Source organism: Caulobacter sp. GW821-FHT05F04 (assembly GCF_059419665.1).
The window spans coordinates 265,544-284,411 of record NZ_JBWKSF010000005.1 but is presented as its reverse complement, the minus strand read 5'-3'; the positions used below and the strand labels follow the sequence as shown (position 1 = coordinate 284,411).

The 18,868-nt window shown below is 67.7% G+C and carries 23 protein-coding genes; 15 read left to right on the top strand and 8 right to left on the bottom strand.

Features of this window, described 5'->3' with window-relative positions; genetic code table 11:
• Positions 1-71 precede the first annotated feature (71 nt).
• The 10 genes from AC07R7_RS15625 to AC07R7_RS15580 all read left to right on the top strand — a co-directional run bounded on the left by AC07R7_RS15625 (position 72) and on the right by AC07R7_RS15580 (position 7,625).
• Positions 72-548 carry an Rrf2 family transcriptional regulator gene (locus tag AC07R7_RS15625; protein WP_492885114.1) on the top strand — a complete coding sequence of 159 codons (477 nt, stop codon included), beginning with the start codon at positions 72-74 and terminating at the stop codon, positions 546-548.
• On the top strand, positions 545-1,684 hold the full coding sequence (locus tag AC07R7_RS15620; protein ID WP_494635810.1) for a cysteine desulfurase family protein: 1,140 nt from the start codon (positions 545-547) through the stop codon (positions 1,682-1,684). Before AC07R7_RS15625 ends, AC07R7_RS15620 begins: the two co-directional genes overlap by 4 nt.
• A complete protein-coding gene (sufB, locus tag AC07R7_RS15615; protein WP_492885118.1) occupies positions 1,684-3,153 on the top strand; it encodes a Fe-S cluster assembly protein SufB in 1,470 nt (489 codons plus the stop codon). The genes AC07R7_RS15620 and sufB overlap by 1 nt, the downstream gene beginning before the upstream one ends.
• Positions 3,150-3,539 carry a hypothetical protein gene (locus tag AC07R7_RS15610; protein WP_494635809.1) on the top strand — a complete coding sequence of 130 codons (390 nt, stop codon included), beginning with the start codon at positions 3,150-3,152 and terminating at the stop codon, positions 3,537-3,539. Before sufB ends, AC07R7_RS15610 begins: the two co-directional genes overlap by 4 nt.
• Positions 3,532-4,278, top strand: a complete 747-nt coding sequence (gene sufC / locus AC07R7_RS15605; RefSeq protein WP_494635808.1) for a Fe-S cluster assembly ATPase SufC — start codon at positions 3,532-3,534, stop codon at positions 4,276-4,278. The genes AC07R7_RS15610 and sufC overlap by 8 nt, the downstream gene beginning before the upstream one ends.
• Positions 4,275-5,303: a Fe-S cluster assembly protein SufD gene (sufD, locus tag AC07R7_RS15600; RefSeq protein WP_494635807.1), complete on the top strand. Its 1,029-nt coding sequence runs from the start codon at positions 4,275-4,277 to the stop codon at positions 5,301-5,303. The genes sufC and sufD overlap by 4 nt, the downstream gene beginning before the upstream one ends.
• Positions 5,303-6,544: an aminotransferase class V-fold PLP-dependent enzyme gene (locus AC07R7_RS15595; protein ID WP_494635806.1), complete on the top strand. Its 1,242-nt coding sequence runs from the start codon at positions 5,303-5,305 to the stop codon at positions 6,542-6,544. Before sufD ends, AC07R7_RS15595 begins: the two co-directional genes overlap by 1 nt.
• A gap of 8 nt (positions 6,545-6,552) precedes the next feature.
• Complete coding sequence (locus AC07R7_RS15590) at positions 6,553-6,912, top strand: SUF system Fe-S cluster assembly protein (RefSeq protein WP_492104582.1); 360 nt, start codon at positions 6,553-6,555, stop codon at positions 6,910-6,912.
• Positions 6,913-6,975: 63 nt separating this feature from the next.
• Positions 6,976-7,425, top strand: coding sequence for a HesB/IscA family protein (locus tag AC07R7_RS15585; RefSeq protein ID WP_494635805.1), 450 nt, complete (start codon positions 6,976-6,978; stop codon positions 7,423-7,425).
• On the top strand, positions 7,425-7,625 hold the full coding sequence (locus tag AC07R7_RS15580; protein ID WP_494635804.1) for a hypothetical protein: 201 nt from the start codon (positions 7,425-7,427) through the stop codon (positions 7,623-7,625). The genes AC07R7_RS15585 and AC07R7_RS15580 overlap by 1 nt, the downstream gene beginning before the upstream one ends.
• Here the strand turns inward: AC07R7_RS15580 and AC07R7_RS15575 are convergent, their stop codons facing one another.
• Entirely contained in the window at positions 7,626-7,994 is a 369-nt protein-coding gene (locus AC07R7_RS15575) for a hypothetical protein (RefSeq protein ID WP_494635803.1), read from the bottom strand.
• A complete protein-coding gene (locus tag AC07R7_RS15570) occupies positions 7,991-8,779 on the bottom strand; it encodes a lysophospholipid acyltransferase family protein (protein WP_494635802.1) in 789 nt (262 codons plus the stop codon). The genes AC07R7_RS15575 and AC07R7_RS15570 overlap by 4 nt, the downstream gene beginning before the upstream one ends.
• A gap of 63 nt (positions 8,780-8,842) precedes the next feature.
• Here AC07R7_RS15570 and AC07R7_RS15565 point away from each other — a divergent pair, with 63 nt between their 5' ends.
• The 3 genes from AC07R7_RS15565 to AC07R7_RS15555 are packed head-to-tail and all read left to right on the top strand — an operon-like array spanning position 8,843 to position 10,617.
• A complete protein-coding gene (locus AC07R7_RS15565) occupies positions 8,843-9,817 on the top strand; it encodes a glycosyltransferase family 9 protein (RefSeq protein WP_494635801.1) in 975 nt (324 codons plus the stop codon).
• Positions 9,818-10,222, top strand: a complete 405-nt coding sequence (locus tag AC07R7_RS15560; RefSeq protein WP_494635800.1) for a DUF6165 family protein — start codon at positions 9,818-9,820, stop codon at positions 10,220-10,222.
• Positions 10,219-10,617 carry an ACT domain-containing protein gene (locus tag AC07R7_RS15555; RefSeq protein ID WP_494635799.1) on the top strand — a complete coding sequence of 133 codons (399 nt, stop codon included), beginning with the start codon at positions 10,219-10,221 and terminating at the stop codon, positions 10,615-10,617. Before AC07R7_RS15560 ends, AC07R7_RS15555 begins: the two co-directional genes overlap by 4 nt.
• Here AC07R7_RS15555 and AC07R7_RS15550 read toward each other — a convergent pair.
• The 4 genes from AC07R7_RS15550 to AC07R7_RS15535 all read right to left on the bottom strand — a co-directional run bounded on the left by AC07R7_RS15550 (position 10,600) and on the right by AC07R7_RS15535 (position 13,745).
• Positions 10,600-11,160 (bottom strand): hypothetical protein, encoded by a 561-nt coding sequence (locus tag AC07R7_RS15550; protein ID WP_492885143.1) that lies wholly within the window; start codon positions 11,158-11,160, stop codon positions 10,600-10,602. The two genes, AC07R7_RS15555 and AC07R7_RS15550, sit on opposite strands and share 18 nt — an antisense overlap.
• Complete coding sequence (locus AC07R7_RS15545; RefSeq protein WP_494635798.1) at positions 11,153-11,677, bottom strand: RNA polymerase sigma factor; 525 nt, start codon at positions 11,675-11,677, stop codon at positions 11,153-11,155. Before AC07R7_RS15545 ends, AC07R7_RS15550 begins: the two co-directional genes overlap by 8 nt.
• Positions 11,678-11,746: 69 nt before the next feature.
• Positions 11,747-12,550: an enoyl-CoA hydratase/isomerase gene (locus tag AC07R7_RS15540; RefSeq protein WP_494635797.1), complete on the bottom strand. Its 804-nt coding sequence runs from the start codon at positions 12,548-12,550 to the stop codon at positions 11,747-11,749.
• Positions 12,551-12,683: 133 nt separating this feature from the next.
• A complete protein-coding gene (locus AC07R7_RS15535) occupies positions 12,684-13,745 on the bottom strand; it encodes a GGDEF domain-containing protein (protein WP_494635796.1) in 1,062 nt (353 codons plus the stop codon).
• A 193-nt stretch (positions 13,746-13,938) separates the two neighbouring features.
• On the opposite strand from AC07R7_RS15535, the gene AC07R7_RS15530 reads away from it, so the two are divergent.
• Together AC07R7_RS15530 and AC07R7_RS15525 are read left to right on the top strand one after the other, a co-directional pair.
• Positions 13,939-15,396: a coniferyl aldehyde dehydrogenase gene (locus AC07R7_RS15530; protein ID WP_494635795.1), complete on the top strand. Its 1,458-nt coding sequence runs from the start codon at positions 13,939-13,941 to the stop codon at positions 15,394-15,396.
• 47 nt (positions 15,397-15,443) lie between these two features.
• Complete coding sequence (locus AC07R7_RS15525; RefSeq protein WP_494635794.1) at positions 15,444-16,595, top strand: glycosyltransferase family 61 protein; 1,152 nt, start codon at positions 15,444-15,446, stop codon at positions 16,593-16,595.
• Between the two features lie 13 nt (positions 16,596-16,608).
• Here AC07R7_RS15525 and AC07R7_RS15520 read toward each other — a convergent pair whose 3' ends face one another.
• Both AC07R7_RS15520 and AC07R7_RS15515 read right to left on the bottom strand, forming a co-directional pair.
• On the bottom strand, positions 16,609-16,890 hold the full coding sequence (locus AC07R7_RS15520) for a hypothetical protein (protein ID WP_494635793.1): 282 nt from the start codon (positions 16,888-16,890) through the stop codon (positions 16,609-16,611).
• A gap of 182 nt (positions 16,891-17,072) precedes the next feature.
• Entirely contained in the window at positions 17,073-18,689 is a 1,617-nt protein-coding gene (locus AC07R7_RS15515) for a DEAD/DEAH box helicase (protein ID WP_494635792.1), read from the bottom strand.
• Between the last annotated feature and the right edge of the window lie 179 nt (positions 18,690-18,868).

Sequence of the window (18,868 nt, the reverse complement as noted above, 5' to 3'; positions counted from 1 at the left end):
CCCGCGCGCGAAGTCGCGGCTTGTAGCACACGCAAAAGCCGATGCGCGCGGAATCTGCAAGGGGTAAGGCGATGCGCCTGAGCACCAAGGGTCGATACGCGGTCATGGCGATGACCGACCTGGCCAAGCGCCAGGACGAAAGCGAGGGCCGCGCCGTGGCCCTGGCCGAGATCGCCGCGCGCCAGCAGATTTCGCTGTCGTACCTGGAGCAGTTGTTCGCGCGCCTGCGCCGTAAGGGCCTGGTGATCAGCGCTCGCGGCCCCGGCGGCGGCTATCGCCTGGCCAAGGGCTCGGGCGAGACCTTCATCTCCGACATCGTGCTGGCGGTCGACGAGCCGCTCCGCGCCACCCGCTGCAATTTCAACAAGGGTCAGGCCAAGGGCTGCATGGCCGGCGGCGAGCGCTGCATGACGCATGGCCTGTGGGAAGAGATGGGCCGTCAGATCCATGGCTACCTGGCCTCGGTCTCGGTGGCCGACGTGCTGAAGGGCGAGCTTCGCCCCCAAGGTGGCCCGGTGGGCCGTCCGATGGAGATCGCGGCCGAGTGAGCATGTCCCGCACATCGGTCTATCTCGACTATAACGCCACGGCCCCGATGCGGCCGGAGGCGCGGGAAGCGCTGCTGCGCGCCCTGGAGAGCCCAGCCAATCCCTCGTCGGTCCACGCCGCCGGCCGCGCCGCGCGCGACCTGGTGGAACGCGCCCGCGCCGAGGTCGGGGCCCTGGTCGGCGTGCCGGCCGGCTCGGTGACCTTCGTCAGCGGCGGCACCGAGGCCAACGCCCTGGCCATCGAGAGCGCCAAGGTCGCCGGCGTCCAACGCATCATCATCAGCGCCATCGAGCACGACGCGGTGACCGAGACCGCCAAGGCGTCCGGCCTCCCGCTAGAGGTCATACCTGTGGATAGCCTGGGGATCGTCAATCTCGCCTGGCTGGCGCAAGCGCTTGAAAAGCCAGGCAAGACTCTGGTTTGCCTGATGCTGGCCAACAACGAGACCGGCGTGATCCAGCCTGTGGACAAGGCCTCGGCCCTTGTCCGCGCCGCTAAAGGCCTCCTGCACGTCGACGCCGTCCAGGCGGCCGGCAAGATCGCCGTCGACTTCTCGGCCCTCGGCGCCGACACCATGGCGCTATCGGCCCACAAGCTGGGCGGCCCGCAAGGCGTCGGCGCGCTTGTCGCCGGAACCCGCGCCACCGTCACCCGGCGCCAGCACGGCGGCGGTCAGGAGCGCGGCCGCCGGGCCGGCACCGAGAATGTCGCCGGCATCGCCAGCTTCGGCGCGGCCGCCCGCATGGCAAGCGAAAGCCTTGCCTCCATGGCCGAACAGGCTCAATGGCGCGACGCCCTGGCCCAGCGGCTGAAGGCGCAAGGCGCGGTCGTGCTCGGCGAGGGCGCCGATCGGTTGCCGCAAACCCTGTGTTTCGCCGGCGAGGGCTTCGGCTCCGAGGTCCAGGTCATGAACATGGACCTCGCCGGAGTCATGGTCAGCGCCGGTAGCGCCTGCTCGTCGGGCAAGGTCAAGGCCAGCCGTGTGGTGGAAGCCATGGGCCGGGCCGATCTGGCTCCGTTCGCCCTGCGTGTGAGCGGCGGCTGGGCCAGCACGGAAGACGATTGGATCAAGTGCGGCGACGCCTGGCTCGCCGCCTGGAAGCGTATCGGCGCTCGGCGCCGGGAGGTGGCGTAGTGGCCGCGGTCAAGGAAACTGTCGAAACCGTCGCCGCGCTCGAAAAATACGAGCACGGCTTCACGAGCGATATCGCGCAGGAGTTCGCCCCCAAGGGTCTCTCCGAGGACATCGTCCGCTTCATCTCGGCCAAGAAGGACGAGCCGCAATGGATGCTGGACTGGCGGCTGGAAGCCTATCGCCGCTGGCTTGAGCTGGAAGAGCCGACCTGGGCGAAGGTCAACTTCCCCAAGATCGACTACCAGGACAGCTACTACTACGCCGCGCCCTCGACCAAGGAAGGGCCCAAGAGCCTGGACGAGGTCGATCCCGAGATCCTGGCCGTCTACGCCAAGCTGGGCATTCCGCTTAAGGAACAAGAGGTTCTGGCCGGAGTCGAAGGCGCGCCGCGCTATGCGGTGGACGCGGTGTTCGACAGCGTCAGCGTCGTCACGACCTTCAAGAAGGAGCTGGCCGCGGTCGGCGTCATCTTCTGCTCGATGAGCGAGGCGATCCGCGAACACCCGGAGCTGGTGCGCCAGTACCTGGGCAGCGTCGTGCCGACCTCGGACAACTATTTCGCGTGCCTCAACAGCGCGGTCTTCTCGGACGGCTCTTTCGTCTACATCCCGCCCGGCGTGCGCTGCCCGATGGAGCTGTCGACCTATTTCCGGATAAACGCCAAGGATTCCGGGCAGTTCGAGCGGACTTTGATCATCGCCGACAAGGGCGCTTACTGCTCGTACCTGGAGGGCTGCACCGCCCCGATGCGTGACGAGAACCAGCTGCACGCGGCCGTGGTCGAGCTCGTCCTGCTGGACGACGCCGAGATCAAGTACTCGACCGTCCAGAACTGGTACCCGGGCGATCCGGAGACCGGCAAGGGCGGCATCTACAACTTCGTCACCAAGCGCGCCGACTGCCGCGGCGACCGCTCCAAGGTGTCGTGGACCCAGGTCGAGACCGGCTCGGCCATCACCTGGAAATATCCGTCCTGCGTGCTGCGCGGCGAAGGGAGCTCGGGCGAGTTCTACTCGATCGCCGTGACCAACGGCCATCAGCAGGCCGACACCGGCACGAAGATGATCCACCTGGGCGCCAACACCCGCTCGCGGATCGTCGCCAAGGGCATCAGCGCCGGCAAGTCGACCAGCACCTATCGCGGCCTGGTCTCGGCCCACCCCAAGGCCAAGGGCGCGCGCAACTTCACCCAGTGCGACTCCTTGCTGATCGGCAAGACCTGCGCGGCCCACACCGTGCCGTATATCGAGGCTCGCAACGGCCAGACGGTGTTCGAGCACGAGGCCACCACCACCCGCTTGTCGGACGACCAGCTGTTCTACTGCCAGCAGCGCGGCCTTAGCCAGGAAGAGGCCGTGGCCCTGCTGGTCAACGGCTTCGTCAAGGACGTGCTGCAGCAACTGCCCATGGAATTCGCCGTCGAGGCCCAGAAGCTGGTGGCGATCAGCTTGGAGGGCTCGGTGGGATGAAGACCGTCACTCTCTACCAGCCGGTTGCCTTGGAAGAGCTGCGGGATATCAAGGCTTTGGACTGGAAGGCCTTTCCGCCGCACGACATCGAGCAGCCGGTCTTCCGCCCCGTCACCAACGAAGCCTATGCGGCCCAGCTGGCGTGGAACTGGAACGCCGCCCACACGACCTATCGGCGCGGCTACGTCGTCCGTTTCGAGGTCTCGAAGGCCTTCCTGGACGCCTACGAGAACAAGGTCTCCGGCACGCCGGGGCACGAGGAATACTGGATCCCGCCCGAGGATCTTTCGCTGTTAAACGCCGCCATCCAAGGCCAGATCGCCGTCGCCGGAACCTTCGCGGGCCACGAGGCGGAATACAGAAAACTCAACGAGACCCATGCTTAAGATCCAGAACCTTCACGCCCGCGTCGAGGACAAGCCGATCCTGAAGGGCGTCACGCTCACCGTGCCCGCAGGCGAGGTCCACGCGATCATGGGCCCGAACGGGGCCGGCAAGTCGACCCTGTCCTACGTGCTGAGCGGCCGGGGCGGCTATGAGGTCACCGAAGGCTCGGCCAGTCTCAACGGCGAGGACTTGCTGGCGCTGGACCCGAACGAGCGGGCCGCCAAGGGTCTGTTCCTGTCTTTCCAGTATCCGCTTGAAATCCCAGGCGTTCCGGCCCTGACCTTCATCCGCACCGCCCTCAACGCCCAGCGCCGCGCGCGGGGCGAGGACGAGATCGCCGCCCCGGCCTTCCTGAAGCTGGCCAAGGAGAAGGCCGCGGCGCTGAAGATCGACTTCGAGATGCTCAAGCGCGGCCTGAACGTCGGCTTCTCGGGCGGCGAGAAGAAGCGGATGGAAATCTTCCAGATGTCGATGCTTTCGCCCAAGTTCCTGATCCTGGACGAGACCGACAGCGGCCTGGATATCGACGCCCTGAAGATCGTCTCCGAAGGCGTCAACGCCCTGCGTTCGCCCGAGCGCGGCATGCTGGTGATCACCCACTACCAGCGCCTGCTGGACTATATCAAACCCGACAAGGTTCATGTGCTGGCCGCCGGCCGTATCGTCGCCTCGGGCGGGCCGGAACTGGCGCTGCAGCTGGAAGCCGAGGGCTACGACAAGTACGTGGCCGCCGCATGAGCCTCGCCTCCGCCCTGAAGACCGGCGACGTCACCGAGCTGCCCTCGCGGCGCGACGAGGACTGGCGCTGGACGGATCTGCGCGGCCTGCTGCGGACTCTGCCGCCCGCCGCGCCCGCGCATGCCGGCGAGGTTCCGGCCGGTCCGTTTGCTGACCTGGCTTCGACCGAAACCGTGTTCGTCAACGGCCGCCGGATCGCTGGCGCCGACATCGCCTCGGGCGTCACGGCCTTACGCTTCGTCGCCCTGGCCGACAAGGCCTCGCAAGCCGCCAGCCATGCCCTGGTGGTCAAGCCGGGCGAAAGCCTGGTCCTGCTGGAAAGCCACGAGGGTCGCGCCGCCGGCTATGTGTCCGACGTCGTGCTCGACATCGCCGTGGGCGAGGGCGCTTCGGTCGAACGCATCATCCTGGTCGAGGACGACGCCGAGGCCGTCAGTGTCGTCACCGCCGAGATCGACCTGGCCCCCGGCGCGACCTACGCCCAGACCGTGATCACCTCGGGCGCGCGTCGCCAGCGGATCGAGACGCGGGTCAACCATCCTGGCGCCCACGCCCAGGTCCGCCTGGACGGCGTCTATCTGCTGGACGGCCAGCGCCACGCCGACCAGACCACCGTCGTCACCCACGCCGGCGTCGACGGCGTCACCAGCCAGCTGACCAAGGGCATGGTCAATGATCAGGCGCGCGGCGTCTTCCAGGGCCGCATCGTGGTCTCGCCCGGCGCGGACCAGACCGACGCGCGGATGGGCCATCACGCCCTGATCCTATCGGACAAGGCCGAGATCGACGCCAAGCCCGAACTGCTGATCTTCGCCGACGACGTCTCCTGCGCCCACGGCAACACGATCGGCGCCCTGGACGAGGAAGCCATCTTCTACGCCCGCCAGCGCGGCATCCCGGAGCTTGAGGCCAAGGCCATGCTGACCGTCGCCTTCGTCGGCGAGGTGGTCGAGCGCATCACGCACGAGGGCGCGCGCGCCATCGCCGCCGCCTGGGTCGCCCACAAGCTGGGGAGTCCCGCGTAATGGCTCCCAATACTTCTCTTGGCGACGCCCCCTTCGATGTCGAGGCGATCCGCGCCCAGTTCCCGATCCTGCAACGGACGGTTCACGGCAAGCCGTTGATCTATCTGGACAGCGCCGCCAGCGCCCAGAAGCCGGACGCGGTGCTGGACGCGATGATGAACCTGGCCCGCACCTCGTACGCCAACGTCCATCGCGGCCTGCACACCCTGGCCAACGAGACGACGGAAGCCTATGAAAAGGCGCGAGAAACCGTCGCCAAGTTCATTAACGCCGAGCCAACTGAAGTCGTCTGGACCAAGAGCGCCACGGAAGCGGTGAACCTGGTCGCCAGCTCGTTTGGCCTGTCGCTGAACGCCGGCGACGAGATCGTGATCTCCGAGATGGAGCACCACGCCAACATCGTGCCGTGGCACTTCCTGCGCGAGCGCAAGGGCGTGGTCCTGAAGTTCATCCCGGTGCTGGACGACGGGCGCCTGGACATGGAGGCCTTCAAGGGCCTGCTGTCGGCGAAGACCAAGATGGTCGCCGTCACCCACATGTCGAACGTGCTGGGCACGGTCAATGACGTGGCCGAGATCGTCCGCCTGGCCCACGCGGCCGGCGCGCCGGTGCTGCTGGACGGTTGCCAGGCCATCGTCCACGCCAAGGTCGACGTGAAGGCGCTGGACGTCGATTTCTACGTCTTCTCCGGCCACAAGCTGTACGGCCCGACCGGTATCGGCGTGCTCTACGGCAAGGCCGAGCGGCTCGCCGCGCTGCCGCCTTATCAGGGCGGCGGCGAGATGATCGGTTCTGTCTCGATGGATCGGATCACCTATGCCGGCCCGCCGCATCGCTTCGAGGCCGGCACGCCGGCGATCCTGGAGGCCGTCGGCCTGGGCGCGGCGATCGACTGGCTGAACGGCCTGGATCGCGACGCCGCCTTCGCCCACGAGCACGCCCTCTACGAGCGGGTCGCCGAGCGGCTGCGTGGCGTCAACGGCGTGCGGATCCTGGGCGAAGCGCCCGGCAAGGGCGCGGTGCTGTCGTTCACGGTCGAGGGCGCTCACGCCCACGACATCGCCCAGGTGCTGGACCGCTACGGCGTCGCCGTGCGCGCCGGGACCCACTGCGCCGAGCCCTTGATGCGCCGTTTCGGCGTCACATCGAGCGCCCGCGCCTCCTTCGCCCTATATAATACGGAAGCCGAAGCCGACGCGTTCGTGGACGCGCTGGCCAAGGCCCGCAGCTTCTTCAGTTGAGCTTTTCGATGACCGACGCCGCCGCCTCTTCAGAGCCTGTCACCGCCCTTTCGAAGGACGAACTGAACCGGTTGACGGATCAGCTGATCGAGAAGCTGAAGACCGTCTACGACCCGGAAATCCCGGTCGACATCTACGAGCTGGGCCTGATCTACAAGGTCGACGTCAGCGACGACAAGGACGTGGCCATCGACATGACCCTGACCGCCCCGGGCTGCCCGGTGGCCGGGGAAATGCCGGGCTGGGTGCGCGACGCGGTCATGGAAATCCCTGGCCTGAAGTCGTGCAATGTCGAGCTGGTCTTCGAGCCGCCGTGGGATTCCTCGCGGATGAGCGACGAGGCCAAGCTGCAGTTGAATATGTTCTAGTTTTCTTTCTTCCGATCTTCCCGGCGAAAGCCGGGCCCCAGATGAAACCTAGAGCCGTTCCGGATGAATCTGGACCCCGGCATCCGCCGGGGAGATCGGGAAAAGGGAGTGTTCGAGCCCATGGAACCGACCGTTACAATCCGTCCCCGCCGCCCGCGCCCCAAGGTCGTCACCCTGACCGACGCCGCGGCCGCGCGCGTGAAGGAGATCATGGCGCGCGCCGACAAGCCCTATGCCGGCCTGCGGGTGGGCGTGAAGAACGGCGGCTGCGCGGGTTCGGAATACGTCTTCGAATATGCCACCGAACGCGGCCCGATGGACGAGGTGGTCGAGGACAAGGATGTCACCATCCTGATCGAGCCCAAGGCGGTGCTGTTCCTGATCGGCACCGAGATCGACTACGAGATCACCAAGCTGTCCTCGAAGTTCGTGTTCCACAATCCGAACGAGACCGACGCCTGCGGCTGCGGTGAAAGCGTGACGATCCAGCCCGCCGCCGAGGTTCAGGACTGATGCTCGCCAAGACTCCTTCCTGCGTCGAATGCGGCCTGGCCTGGGGCGCGCCGCGCTTCAAGCACGAGGACGAGGCGCCCCTGTACTGGTCGGACACCGGCCTGCTGTGCTCCTCGACCTGCGCCCAGACCCACTTCGCCAAACGCCGCGCCGAGGGGACTTTCGTGGCGATTCCCACGGAGTGCCCGGTCGAGGTCTAGCTACAGCCAGGACCCGGTGACCTGCATCGTCGCCAGCATGGCTGTCAGGAAGGCGCTGATGATTTCAATCAGCCCGACAGCCGCCGCGATCCAGCGCGCGCCCTTGAGTGCAAGGACCAGCCAGAGCGAGATCGGGACGCTGGCGAGCGCAAATCCCAGCGGCGCCTTAGCCACTGGAGAGCTGGGGTCTGCTCCTATCGCGCCCGGCGTGACCTTGAAGTGCGAACCCCAGAGCATGCACAGGACAAAAGGTAGAGCCGTCAGGAGCAGGAGAAGACCCTTGCGACCGCCACTAGGGTGTCGAACCGCAAAGAAGACCAGACCGAGAGCGGCGAGCTGAGCCGCCCAGAAGGCGAGCAGGGTGTTCATGCGGTGACCGCCTTCGGCGTCGCCAGCACATTCTCCCGGCCGTTCCATTCGACCAGCACCGATGGCTTCACCGGCTCTCCGCGCGCCTGGGCGATCAGTTCGTTGGTGCGGCCTTCGATCGCCGCCTCCATCCGCGCCATGAAGTCGTCCTTCTCCAGGCCTTGGGGCAGGGCGGGCAGGAACTCGATGGTGGCGATCCCGGGCGTCTTGGCCTTCTCCTGCTGCTTCCAGAAACAGCCCAGGTTGGTCGCCACCGGCACGACCGGCAGGCCGAAGTCCTTGCTCATATAGTAGACGCCGGTGCGGTAGCGGAACCGTTCGCCCGGGGCGGCTAGGTGGCCTTCGGGATAGATCAGGATGCGCCGGCCCTCGGCGGCGACCTGGGCGGCGCTTTCCGACAGGGCCGCGCGAGCTTCCGGGCCGCCGCAGCTGTCGACGACGATAGCCCCGAACTTCTTGAGGATCGCTCCAACCAGCGGGAACTTCTCCAGGTGATCGCCGGTCACGAAGCTGAGGTTGTCGACATGGGCGAACATCACGAAGCCATCGCCCCAGCTGTGGTGTTTGGCGGCGAGGATGCAGGGACCGTCAGGCAGGTTTTCGCGGCCTTTCAGCTCAACCTTCACCCCGGCCAGGACGTCCAGCCCCCACAGCATCCGGCGGCTGTAAAGCCGCAGCGTGAAGGTCACGGCGTCGCGGCCCGGCGCCAGGGCGGCGAAGGCCGCCGACAGGCCGTAGAAGATCGACAGGACCCAGTAGTAGGCGTTGAACAGCGCGCTGCGCACCGACGATCTCCTCCGTGAGAGTCGGAGGCTAGCGGATCGGCGCGCCGCGGTCTAAGCCGGCGCATGGTCCAGACGGTTCTGATCTATTCGATGGGCGAGGTGATCGGCGACGGCCTGATCAAGCTGCCCTTCATCGCCGGCCTGCGCGCGGCCTTTCCCGAGGCCCGCATCAGCTGGTGCGCGGCCAAGGGCGAGACGGTCTATGCCGGGCCGCTGAAGGCCGTGGTCGCCGGCTATGTCGACGAGGTGATTCTGCAGGGCCGCAACGGCGCGCGACCGATGGATAGCCTGCCGTGGAGCAAGCCGTTCGGCGGCCGCAAGTTCGACCTCGTCATCGACACCCAGGAGAACCTCCGCCGCAGCGGCGTCGCCCGGCGCGGCGTGAGCGGGCGCTTCGTCTCGGCCGCCCGTCACGCGCGCGACAAGGACTGGCCGGCGGCCGTCACCGACCGCCTGGCGCGACTGCTGGCTCTGGCCACGGACGGGCAGGGCGCGCCGAAGCCCCTGGCGCTCAATAATGTCGATGCTCTCAACGCCGCCGAGGCCCTGCTGCCGACCGGCCCGACCTATGTCGGCCTGGCGCCCGGCGCGGGCGGTCAGGACAAGCGCTGGCCGCTGGAGCACTATCTTGAGCTCGCCCGCCGGATCGTCGCCAAGGGCTGGACGCCGGTGTTCTTCTTCGGCCCCGACGAGGCCGAAGACGCCGCCGTGGTCGCGCGAGAAATCCCTCAGGCCCTGCAGCCCGAGCGCCACCGCACGGACGGCTTCACGGCCGTGAAGGGGCCGCTGCTGGTCATCGCCCTGGCCGGACGACTGGCGGCGGGTGTCGCCAACGACGCCGGCCCCGGCCACATGCTGGCCGCCGGCGGCGCGCCGCTGCTGTCTCTGCAGCAGGACCGCCGCAAGTCGGTGAAGTTCCGCCCCGCCGCTCGGCGCCTTGAGATGCTGGTCGCGGAGGACTACGGAAGCGGCATGGGCGCCCTGCCGGTCGACGCGGCCTGGGCGGCGCTCGAACGTCTGGTTACGGGAACCGCCTGAATGTCCATCCTCGCGCCGATCTCGGCGGGCGAACTCGTCGACAAGATCACCATCCTGCGGGTCAAGGCTCAGCGCATCGGCGATCCGGCCAAGGAAGCCAATGTCCGCAAGGAACTGACCCTGCTGGAAGCCACGGCGGCCGAGCACCTGCCCGACAATCCCGACATCGCCCGGCTGACCGAGGAACTGACCACGGTCAACGCCGCCCTCTGGGATATCGAGGACGGCAAGCGCGACTGCGAACGCCGCCAGGACTTCGGCCCGGACTTCGTGGCCCTGGCCCGCCGCGTCTATATCGACAACGACAAGCGCGCCGCCATCAAGCGCGCCATCAACGAAGCCGCCGGCTCGGAGATCGTCGAGGAAAAGAGCTACAAGCCCTATCTCGCGACCTCGAAAGGATGACGCAAGTCATTCGCGGCGCTCGGGAAATGGTCGCCGGCATGACGCCGGACCTGAAGCCCGGCGCCTATGTCTTCTGCGCCGCCGGCGACCGCGACTGGGCGGCGCTGGCGCCACTGGCCATGTTCCGCGAAGCCGAGGGCGTCAGCCTGATCCTGGAGCACGGCGCGGCGCGGGCGGCCGGCTTCCCGGTCGAAGCGCCGATGGCCCTGATCACCCTGAATATCTACTCGGCCCTCGACGGCGTCGGCCTGACCGCTGCGGTGGCGACCGCTCTGGCGCGGGCCGGGATCGCCTGCAACATGGTCGCGGCGCTCAATCACGACCATGTCTTCGTGCCGATCGAACGGGCTGAGGAGGCCTTGGCCGTGCTGCTGGCGTTACAGGCCTCGGCCTAGGGCGTCGCGATCGAAACGGGCGATCTCGACGGCGACCTTGAAGGCCTCCCTGGCTTGCAACGCCATCGCGATCACCAGCCATGCGACCAGGAGCGCCGCAATGGGCAAGAGCCGCTCCCAATGACGCCCAGCGGCGATGGCGAGGCCGATGAAGGTCACCCACAGCCCTGGCAGCAGCGGCGCCACGAAAATAACCCATCCGCCCAGCGCCGCCTCGCGCCGCCGGACAAGGCTCTGCCGCAGGAAGGCCACGCAGGTCTCCGCGGTGTCGGGCGGTGTCCGCGCCAGCCGACGCCAGCCCAGGACCAGGAAGAGCAGAAACCCCGCCGCGAGCAGGCCCTCGCCAAGTCGCACCAGCAGGGTCGACGCCAGGACGGCCTGAAGCACACCTATGCTCATGCCCGCCAGGGCGGCCAAGACCAACAGGACCCGCGCGCGTCGAACGCGGGCAAGTTCGGCGTGGACCTTTGCCTGGAGGCCTTCCAGGCGCATGTCCTGTCCTTCCAGGGACTGTTCAAGCCAGAGGGTTTTCGGGTCAATCATGGCGATCTCTCTCCGCGAAGGCGGCGGCCAGCAAGGCCTTGGCGCGATAGATGCGCGTCGCCACGGCGCCCGGCGACAGGCCCGTGACTTCGGCGATCTCGCTCGCTTCAAAGTCTTCCAGGTAGAGCAGCATCACCTGGCGATCGGGCGGCTTCAGGCGCTGAACGATCGTCATCAATCGACGGTGCGCCTGCCGGTCGCCGACGGCCTCCTCGGGCGTGGGATCGGGCGCGGGCGGGTCGATGTCGTCCAGGGTCACCAGACCCGACAGGTGCGCGCGCTGCTTGACGATGTGCGATGCGCCGACATTGTGCGCCACGCGATAGGCCCAGGTCCGCAGGCTGCAACGCCCGTCGAAGCGGGCGAGGCTGCGCCACAATGCGACATGAATCTCCTGAAGGAGATCGCGACATAGGTCGGTGTCGGCCTCGTAGGCCCTGGACAGGCGAGCTAGTCCCGCCCCGAACGCCTTCGAGGCGAGGACATACTGTTCGTGCTGTTGTGAACGCTCGGCCATGGGCTCCGACTTCCCCCAGATACAGAGGTAGTCGGTTCGCCGGCCGATTTCTCACAGCATGGCGAGGCGCTACCGCCCCTTGAACGCCGCCGCGCGCTTTTGCAGGAAGGCGCTGACGCCTTCGAGGAAGTCCTCGGTCTTGCCGGCGAGCTTCTGGGCCTTGCGCTCGGCGTGAAGTTGGCCAGTCCAGTCGGCGTCGAGGCTGTCCCACACCAGCTTGCGGATCAACCCCAGCGCCGCCGGGCCCCGCGCCAGCTCCAGGGCGATCGCCGTGGCGGCGCCGATCAGCTCGTCGTCCGGGACGCAGCGGTTGACCAAACCCCATTGCAGGGCCGTGGCCGCCGGGATCTTGTCGCCCAGCAGCATCATTTCCATGGCCCGCGCCTTGCCGATCAGGCGCGGCAGCAGGTAGGTCGAGCCGCCGTCGGGCGCCAGGCCGATGCGGCGGAAGGCCTGCAGGAAGTAGGCGCTCTCGGCCGCCACGATGATGTCGCCCATCAGGGCGATCGAGCAGCCGACGCCGGCCGCCGGGCCGTTCACCGCCGTCACGATCGGCAGCGGGAAGTCCTTCAGCAGGGTCATCAGCGGGTTGTAGGTGCTTTCCAGCGCCGACCCGGCGTCGGGTTTGCCGTCAACGTCCAGTTCGCGCCCGGCCGCGCCGCCGCCCGACAGGTTGGCGCCCGAGCAGAAGCCACGGCCTTCGCCGGTCAGGATCACCGCGCGCGCCTCGATCTTGCCAGCGGCGATCGATGAGAAGGCGTGGATCAGTTCGCGGGCGACCTCCAGGCTGGCGGCGTTCAGCGTGGACGGATCGGCGAGGGTCACGGTGGCGACGCCGCCCTCGGTCGAGACACGGATCTTCTGATAGTCCACGGCAGGCCTCCCTTGGTCTTTGGCGGGAGTCTAAGCGCCTTTGCCCCTTGGGAAGGCTAGTGGAATCTTCAAAAGGAAACGCCGCCGATCGTGAGACCGGCGGCGTCCAAGGTAGGTCTTCTGCTGAAGAGGTTTAGGCCGCGTTGGCCGAGGCCGGCATGGATTCCGCCGCCGTGACCCGGTTGCGGCCGCCACGCTTGGAGGCGTAGAGCGCCACGTCGGCGCGTTCCATGATCGAGTGTCCGCTCTCGCCCGGTTTGCGCTCGGCGAAGCCCGACGAAATGGTGATGGCGCCCAGGTCCTCGTTGGTCGAGCGGCGCTTGAGCATGCGCGAGGAGACCTCGACGCGGATTTCTTCCAGGGTGGCGCCGACGGTCGCGGCCGACTCGCGCGGGAAGATCATGGCGAATTCCTCGCCGCCGTAGCGGGCGGCGAACCGCGGCGGGGCGGCGACGCGGCCGATCACCGAGGCGACATAGCGAATGACCTGGTCGCCGGTCTGGTGGCCCCAGGTGTCGTTGAAACCCTTGAAGTGGTCGATGTCGAGCACGGCCAGGCAGATGCAGGCGCTCTGCTCGTCGGCCTCGGCGCAGGCGCGCTCCAGCTCTTCGTCGAAGGCCTTGCGGTTGGCCAGGTTGGTCAGGCCGTCGGTGGTGGCGTCGCGGCGAACCTGTTCAAGATGCTCGCGCAGGCGCTCGACCTCGGCGGTGGAGTCGGCCAGGCGCGTTTCCAGCGACTGGTTTTCCTTGTGCACGCGGCGGGTGGCTTCGGCCAGGCTGCCGACCAGGGTCTTGATGGCGTCGACGTCGGTCGTCCTGTCCAGGCTCTTGGTCGCCCCGGCCAGTTCCTTGCCGAAGGCGGCGTTGGATTTCTGGGCGTTGTGGATGGCCTTGGAGACCGCTTCCAGTTCCTTCGACAGAAGGTCGCCGGCGTCACGGATCTGTTCGTTCAGGCGCGCCTTGGGCAGGTAGGTCGCGGCCAGCTCTTCGCTGACCAGTTCGGTCATCGGCTCGCCGAGGGAAATCAGACGCGTCAGTTCGCGGGCCAGGGCGCCGTCGGGATCGGCCACATAGTGGGTCCACAGCTCGAAGTTCAGCGCGGTCGGCCACACCTGGTGACGCTCCATGAGCTCCAGAGCGCGCGAAGCAATCTTGTAGGCCTCGGGACCGCGCAACGTGGTTTCGACGTCCGACATCTCTTCTTCCCCCGTTCAGCGGTTCCCCTCGCGGAAACGCCGACGCTTGGAGCGCGACCTTAAGGCGGAGAGTTCTTACGAGGCGTTAAGAACGACGTTCTCTTGCGTAAGAAACGACCAACCTTCATGGTTATCATCGATAAGATGAGCACCGCGCCGCCATGGCGCCGGGTGAGGTAGGGAGGCGAACATCATGAACGCACCGGTCAATCTGTCGTTCGACGCCCACAAGGCGGCCATGAGCGACGTCCTGCGGCGTCAAAAGGCCGCGCATCTGCGCGATGGCGCGCCCAGCGCCGAGAAGCGGATCGACTGGCTGAACCGTTCGATCGACCTGCTGGTCGGCCACCAGGCGCAGATCGCCAAGGCGGTTAACGAAGATTTCGGCTCGCGCTCGCCCGAGGCCACGGCCCTGACCGACGTCGCCGGCTCGATCGGCCCGCTGAAGTTCGCCCGCGAGAACCTGGCCAAATGGATGAGGCCGGAGAAGCGCAAGACCACGCCGGCGATCCTGGGCCTGTTCGGCGCCAAGGCCACGGTGCAGTGGCAGCCCAAGGGCGTGGTCGGAGTGATCAGTCCATGGAACTTCCCGGTCAACCTGACCTTCGCGCCCCTGGCTGGAGTGTTCGCGGCCGGCAACCGGGCGATGATCAAGCCCTCGGAGTTCACGCCGGCGACCTCCGACCTGCTGAAGGCGATGTTCGCCAAGGCGTTCTCTGAGGAGGAGGTCGCGGTGTTCGTCGGCGGCCCCGAGGTCGGGCAGGCCTTCTCGGGACTGGCCTTCGACCACCTGGTCTTCACCGGCGCGACCTCGGTGGCGCGCCACGTGATGCGGGCGGCGGCCGAGAATCTGGTGCCGGTGACCCTGGAGCTGGGCGGCAAGAGCCCGGTGATCCTGTCGCGCGGGGCCGACATGGCCACGGCCGCGGCGCGGATCATGAACGGCAAGACCCTGAACGCCGGCCAGATCTGCCTGGCGCCCGACTATGTCCTGGCCCCGCAGGAAGAGGTCGAGAACTTCGTCAAGGAAGCCCAGGCCGCCGTCGGCCGCTACTTCCCGACCATCAAGGACAATCCCGACTACACGGCCGTGGTCGCTCAGCGTCACTACGACCGGGTCAAGGGCTATGTCGACGACGCCCGGGCCAAGGGCGCGCGGGTGATCGAGATCAATCCGGGCGGCGAGGACCTGTCCCAGCAGGAGCACCGCAAGATCGCCCCGACCCTGATCCTGGATCCCACCGACGACATGACGGTGATGCAGGAGGAGATCTTCGGCCCCGTCCTGCCGGTGAAGGGCTACAAGACCGTCGATGAGGCCGTGGCCTATGTGAACGCCCACGACCGGCCGCTGGCCCTCTACTGGTTCGGGACCGACGAAGCCGAGAAGGACCGCGTGCTGGCGGGCACCACCAGCGGCGGCGTGACGGTCAACGACGTGATCTTCCACGTCGCCCAGGAAGACCTGCCGTTCGGCGGCGTCGGTCCGGCGGGCATGGGCGCCTATCACGGCCATGACGGCTTCCGAGAGTTCAGCCACCGCAAGGCGGTGTTCCAGCAGTTGAAGAAGGACATCGCGCCGATGCTGGGCCTGCGCCCGCCCTACGGGGAGGGGATCCGCAAGTACCTGGCGGGCGAAATCAAGAAGTAGGGTTCCAAGACGTAGCCAAGCGCGGCGGGTCATGCTCCAAGCGGCGCATGACCGCGCCGCTGTTCCTGCGCCCCATCGTCGAAGCTCGCGACCTGCCGCCCATGCTGACGGCGGAACTGCGCGAGCGGTTCAGGCGGGGCGAGACCGGGGTGGCGTTCGCGCCGGAGTATGACGCCTCCATCGGCGCGCCGCCGGGAACGCTGGCCGGACCGGAGGCCGCCGCCTGGCCTTACGACATCGCCGCGCGCCCGCCGGTCAATGTTCCGGCGTTCTGCGCGGTCGGCGACAGCTGGTGGTTTCCGCGGTTCGGCGGGCTGATCAGCGCGGACGGCGCGCTCTACAACGCCACGATCGGCGAGGCCCGACATGGGTCGGGGGATCTGTCGGCCCTTCCGGGCGTGCTGGACAACGCCGCGCGCTTCGTCCCGCCGGCGTCGGCGCCTGAGATCGAGGCCGGCGCCGTGTTCCTGCCCTGGGGCGCGACCTTCAACTACGGTCATTTCGTCATCGACGCCCTGCCGTCGCTGCTGACGTTGGAGCAGGCGGGTCTGCTGGACGGCGTTCCGGCCCTGGCGCCCAAGCTAACCGCCTGGCAACGCGACCTGATCGGCATGGCCTTTCCGGATCTTGAGATTCGCGAGGTCGCCGCGCCAGTCGCGCGGGTGAAGCGGGCGGTGTTCGCCACCAGCATGGACCACTTCCTGCATCACCCGAACGGTCTGGTCGCGGATGTCGCCGCCCGCGTGCTGGCCCGGGCGCCGACCGGACGGCGCGCGCGCCGCGTCTATCTCTCGCGGCGCGGCCAGTCGATGCGGGTGATGATCGGCGAGGCGGCCTTCGAGACGGCGTTGGCCGCGCGCGGCTTCACGATCGTTCGGCCCGAGACCCTGGGCGCGGCCGAGCAGGTCGCCCTGATGCGTGACGCCGAGGTCGTGGTCGGCGCCAGCGGCGCGGCCCTGGCCAACGCGGTCTTCCTGCCCAAGGGCGCGCGGGTCGTGGAAATCCAGCCGCTGAACTTCACCAGCCAGTGGGTGCGGGCGGCCTGTCGCCAGGTCGGCGTCGACTGGCGCGGCTATGTCTGCGCGTCACCGGCCCCGTCGCGGCAGGCGCCGGTTCTGGCCCGACTGCGTCGCGGCTTCAAGTTCGCCTTCAGGCCGCCGCTCGACGACCTGCTGGGCGTCGTGGACGCCGCTCTCTAGAAATCAGGGCGCTTTAGAGGATGCCCTTGCGGCCGGGCGCCCAAGGGTCGAGCGACTGCTGCTCCTCGCGGTGGACCATGCCGTAGTAGCCGGCGACCCAGACCACAAGGAAGGTGACGAGGCCGCCCCAGAAGCCGCCCGGCGTCGCGAACATGACCGTCAGTGCACTGATCGTTGACGCCAGGCCCAGCATGCACCAGCGCAGCAGCACCGAGAAACCGTGATAGGTCTTCTCGTGCGCGATCAGGACGGCTTCCTTATCGGCGAGCAGGGTGTCGGGTTCGATGGCGGCCATGTGCGTCTCCCATATTCTTGTGGGGCGCGACCGGCCTGTTCGGCGCGATCGAGCCGAAAACGAGCATCAGGATAACAGCGTTCCGCGAATGGAGCCATCCTTCCCACGCGGCGGGGAGGCGCAAAAAGAAAAGCGCCGGACGAGAGCCCGGCGCTTCTGCTTTTCGGAGGATCGGCCTGGGCTTACTTGCCGCGCGGCGGACGCACCAGGAAGGCGGGGACGTCGTTGCCGAAGCCGACCACGCGACGGTCGTCGTCGTCGCGATCACGGATCGGCTGGACGCCGCGCACCGGGCGCTCGGGACGCTCGCTGGCGCGTTCGCCGCGTTCCGGACGGTCGGCGCGTTCAGCACGCTCCGGACGTTCGGCGCGGGCGGGGCGTTCCGCGCGTTCGGGACGCTCGGTCTCTGCGGTGGGGGCGGCGGCGCGGGGTTCGCGTTCGCGGCGCGGGCGACGCTCGCGGGCGGGACGTTCCTCGGCGACGGCGGCTTCCGGCGCCTCGGCGGCGACAACGGCGGCCTCGACTGGCTCGGCGGCGGCTTCCTCGGTGCGACGGCCACGGGCGCGCGGCGCCGGACGCTCACCGCGGTCGGGGCGGTCTCCGCGATCACGGGGACCGCGCTTGCGATCGCGATCGCCTTCGCGCTTCACCGTCACGGCGTTCGAGTAGTCGAGGTCGAGCTTCTCTTCTTCGGGGGTCGAACCGATCAGCTTGACGACCTTGTCGAAGCCCTTGTCGTCGCCCGGGGTGACCAGCATGTAGGTGATGCCGGTGCGTCCGGCCCGACCGGTGCGGCCGATGCGGTGGACGTAGTCGTCGGCATGGTGCGGGACGTCATAGTTGAAGACGTGGCTGACGGCCGGGATGTCCAGGCCGCGCGCGGCGACGTCCGAGGCCACCAGGATCTTCAGCGCGCCCGAGCGGAAGTCCGCCAGGGTCTTCGTGCGCTGGGACTGGTCCAGGTCGCCATGGATCGCGGCGGCGTCGAAGCCATGCGACCGCAGCGACTTGGCGACGATGTCGACCTCGGTCTTGCGGTTGCAGAACACGATGCCGGTCTCGATCTGGGCCTTCTCGATCAGGGCCCGCAGCGCCAGGCGCTTGGCCTTCGGGTCGGAGGAGGGGACCTTGACCAGCAATTGGGTGATATTGGCGTTGGTCGTGGCGGGCTTGGCCACCTCGATCCGCACCGGATCCTTGAGGAACTGTTTGGTCAGGCGCGTGATTTCCGGCGGCATGGTGGCCGAGAAGAACAGCGTCTGCTTCTTGGGCGGCGTCATCTTGAAGATGCGCTCGATGTCGGGGATGAAGCCCATGTCCAGCATGCGGTCGGCTTCGTCGACGACCAGGAACTGCACGCCGGTCATCAGCAGCTTGCCGCGCTCGAAGTGGTCGAGCAGGCGGCCGGGGGTGGCGATCAGGACGTCGACGCCGCGGTCCAGCTTCTTTTCCTGGTCGCCGAACGACACGCCGCCGATCAGCAGCGCCCACGAGAGCTTGGTGCCCTTGGCGTACTTCTCGAAGCTGGAGGCGACCTGGTCGGCCAGCTCGCGGGTCGGGGCGATGACCAGGGCGCGCGGCATGCGGGCCTTGGCGCGGCCGTTCATCAGCTTGTCGATCAGCGGCAAGGTGAAGGCGGCGGTCTTGCCGGTGCCCGTCTGGGCGATGCCGAGGACGTCCTGGCCCGCGAGGGCGACTGGGATGGCCTGGGCCTGAATGGGGGTCGCAGTGGTATAGCCGGTATCGGCGACCGCCTGCAGGGTCGTGGGCGAAAGCCCGAGGTCGGAAAATTCGGTCATTTACACGCTGGTCTGAAACCCGGAGCCGCCCGTGCTTGGGCGAGCGGGCGGCGCGGATTCGCCAGACCTGCTCCGAAGCTGGGGATAAATAAGCCGAAAGTCGCCAAAGTCAATCTAGGCAAGGTGATAGGCGCATTGGGAAGACCAGGTTGGGTCATCATGGAGTGGCGCAAGCCCTG

Bases quoted from the DNA above. Each gene is read 5' to 3' on its own strand.
- AC07R7_RS15625 (WP_492885114.1), top strand. From the start codon at position 72: ATGCGCCTGAGCACCAAGGGTCGATACGCGGTCATGGCGATGACCGAC.
- AC07R7_RS15610 (WP_494635809.1), top strand. From the start codon at position 3,150: ATGAAGACCGTCACTCTCTACCAGCCGGTTGCCTTGGAAGAGCTGCGG.
- sufC (WP_494635808.1), top strand. From the start codon at position 3,532: ATGCTTAAGATCCAGAACCTTCACGCCCGCGTCGAGGACAAGCCGATC.
- sufD (WP_494635807.1), top strand. From the start codon at position 4,275: ATGAGCCTCGCCTCCGCCCTGAAGACCGGCGACGTCACCGAGCTGCCC.
- AC07R7_RS15595 (WP_494635806.1), top strand. From the start codon at position 5,303: ATGGCTCCCAATACTTCTCTTGGCGACGCCCCCTTCGATGTCGAGGCG.
- AC07R7_RS15590 (WP_492104582.1), top strand. From the start codon at position 6,553: ATGACCGACGCCGCCGCCTCTTCAGAGCCTGTCACCGCCCTTTCGAAG.
- AC07R7_RS15585 (WP_494635805.1), top strand. From the start codon at position 6,976: ATGAATCTGGACCCCGGCATCCGCCGGGGAGATCGGGAAAAGGGAGTG.
- AC07R7_RS15580 (WP_494635804.1), top strand. From the start codon at position 7,425: ATGCTCGCCAAGACTCCTTCCTGCGTCGAATGCGGCCTGGCCTGGGGC.
- AC07R7_RS15575 (WP_494635803.1), bottom strand. From the start codon at position 7,994: ATGAACACCCTGCTCGCCTTCTGGGCGGCTCAGCTCGCCGCTCTCGGT.
- AC07R7_RS15565 (WP_494635801.1), top strand. From the start codon at position 8,843: ATGGTCCAGACGGTTCTGATCTATTCGATGGGCGAGGTGATCGGCGAC.
- AC07R7_RS15560 (WP_494635800.1), top strand. From the start codon at position 9,818: ATGTCCATCCTCGCGCCGATCTCGGCGGGCGAACTCGTCGACAAGATC.
- AC07R7_RS15555 (WP_494635799.1), top strand. From the start codon at position 10,219: ATGACGCAAGTCATTCGCGGCGCTCGGGAAATGGTCGCCGGCATGACG.
- AC07R7_RS15550 (WP_492885143.1), bottom strand. From the start codon at position 11,160: ATGATTGACCCGAAAACCCTCTGGCTTGAACAGTCCCTGGAAGGACAG.
- AC07R7_RS15545 (WP_494635798.1), bottom strand. From the start codon at position 11,677: ATGGCCGAGCGTTCACAACAGCACGAACAGTATGTCCTCGCCTCGAAG.
- AC07R7_RS15535 (WP_494635796.1), bottom strand. From the start codon at position 13,745: ATGTCGGACGTCGAAACCACGTTGCGCGGTCCCGAGGCCTACAAGATT.
- AC07R7_RS15530 (WP_494635795.1), top strand. From the start codon at position 13,939: ATGAACGCACCGGTCAATCTGTCGTTCGACGCCCACAAGGCGGCCATG.
- AC07R7_RS15525 (WP_494635794.1), top strand. From the start codon at position 15,444: ATGACCGCGCCGCTGTTCCTGCGCCCCATCGTCGAAGCTCGCGACCTG.
- AC07R7_RS15520 (WP_494635793.1), bottom strand. From the start codon at position 16,890: ATGGCCGCCATCGAACCCGACACCCTGCTCGCCGATAAGGAAGCCGTC.
- AC07R7_RS15515 (WP_494635792.1), bottom strand. From the start codon at position 18,689: ATGACCGAATTTTCCGACCTCGGGCTTTCGCCCACGACCCTGCAGGCG.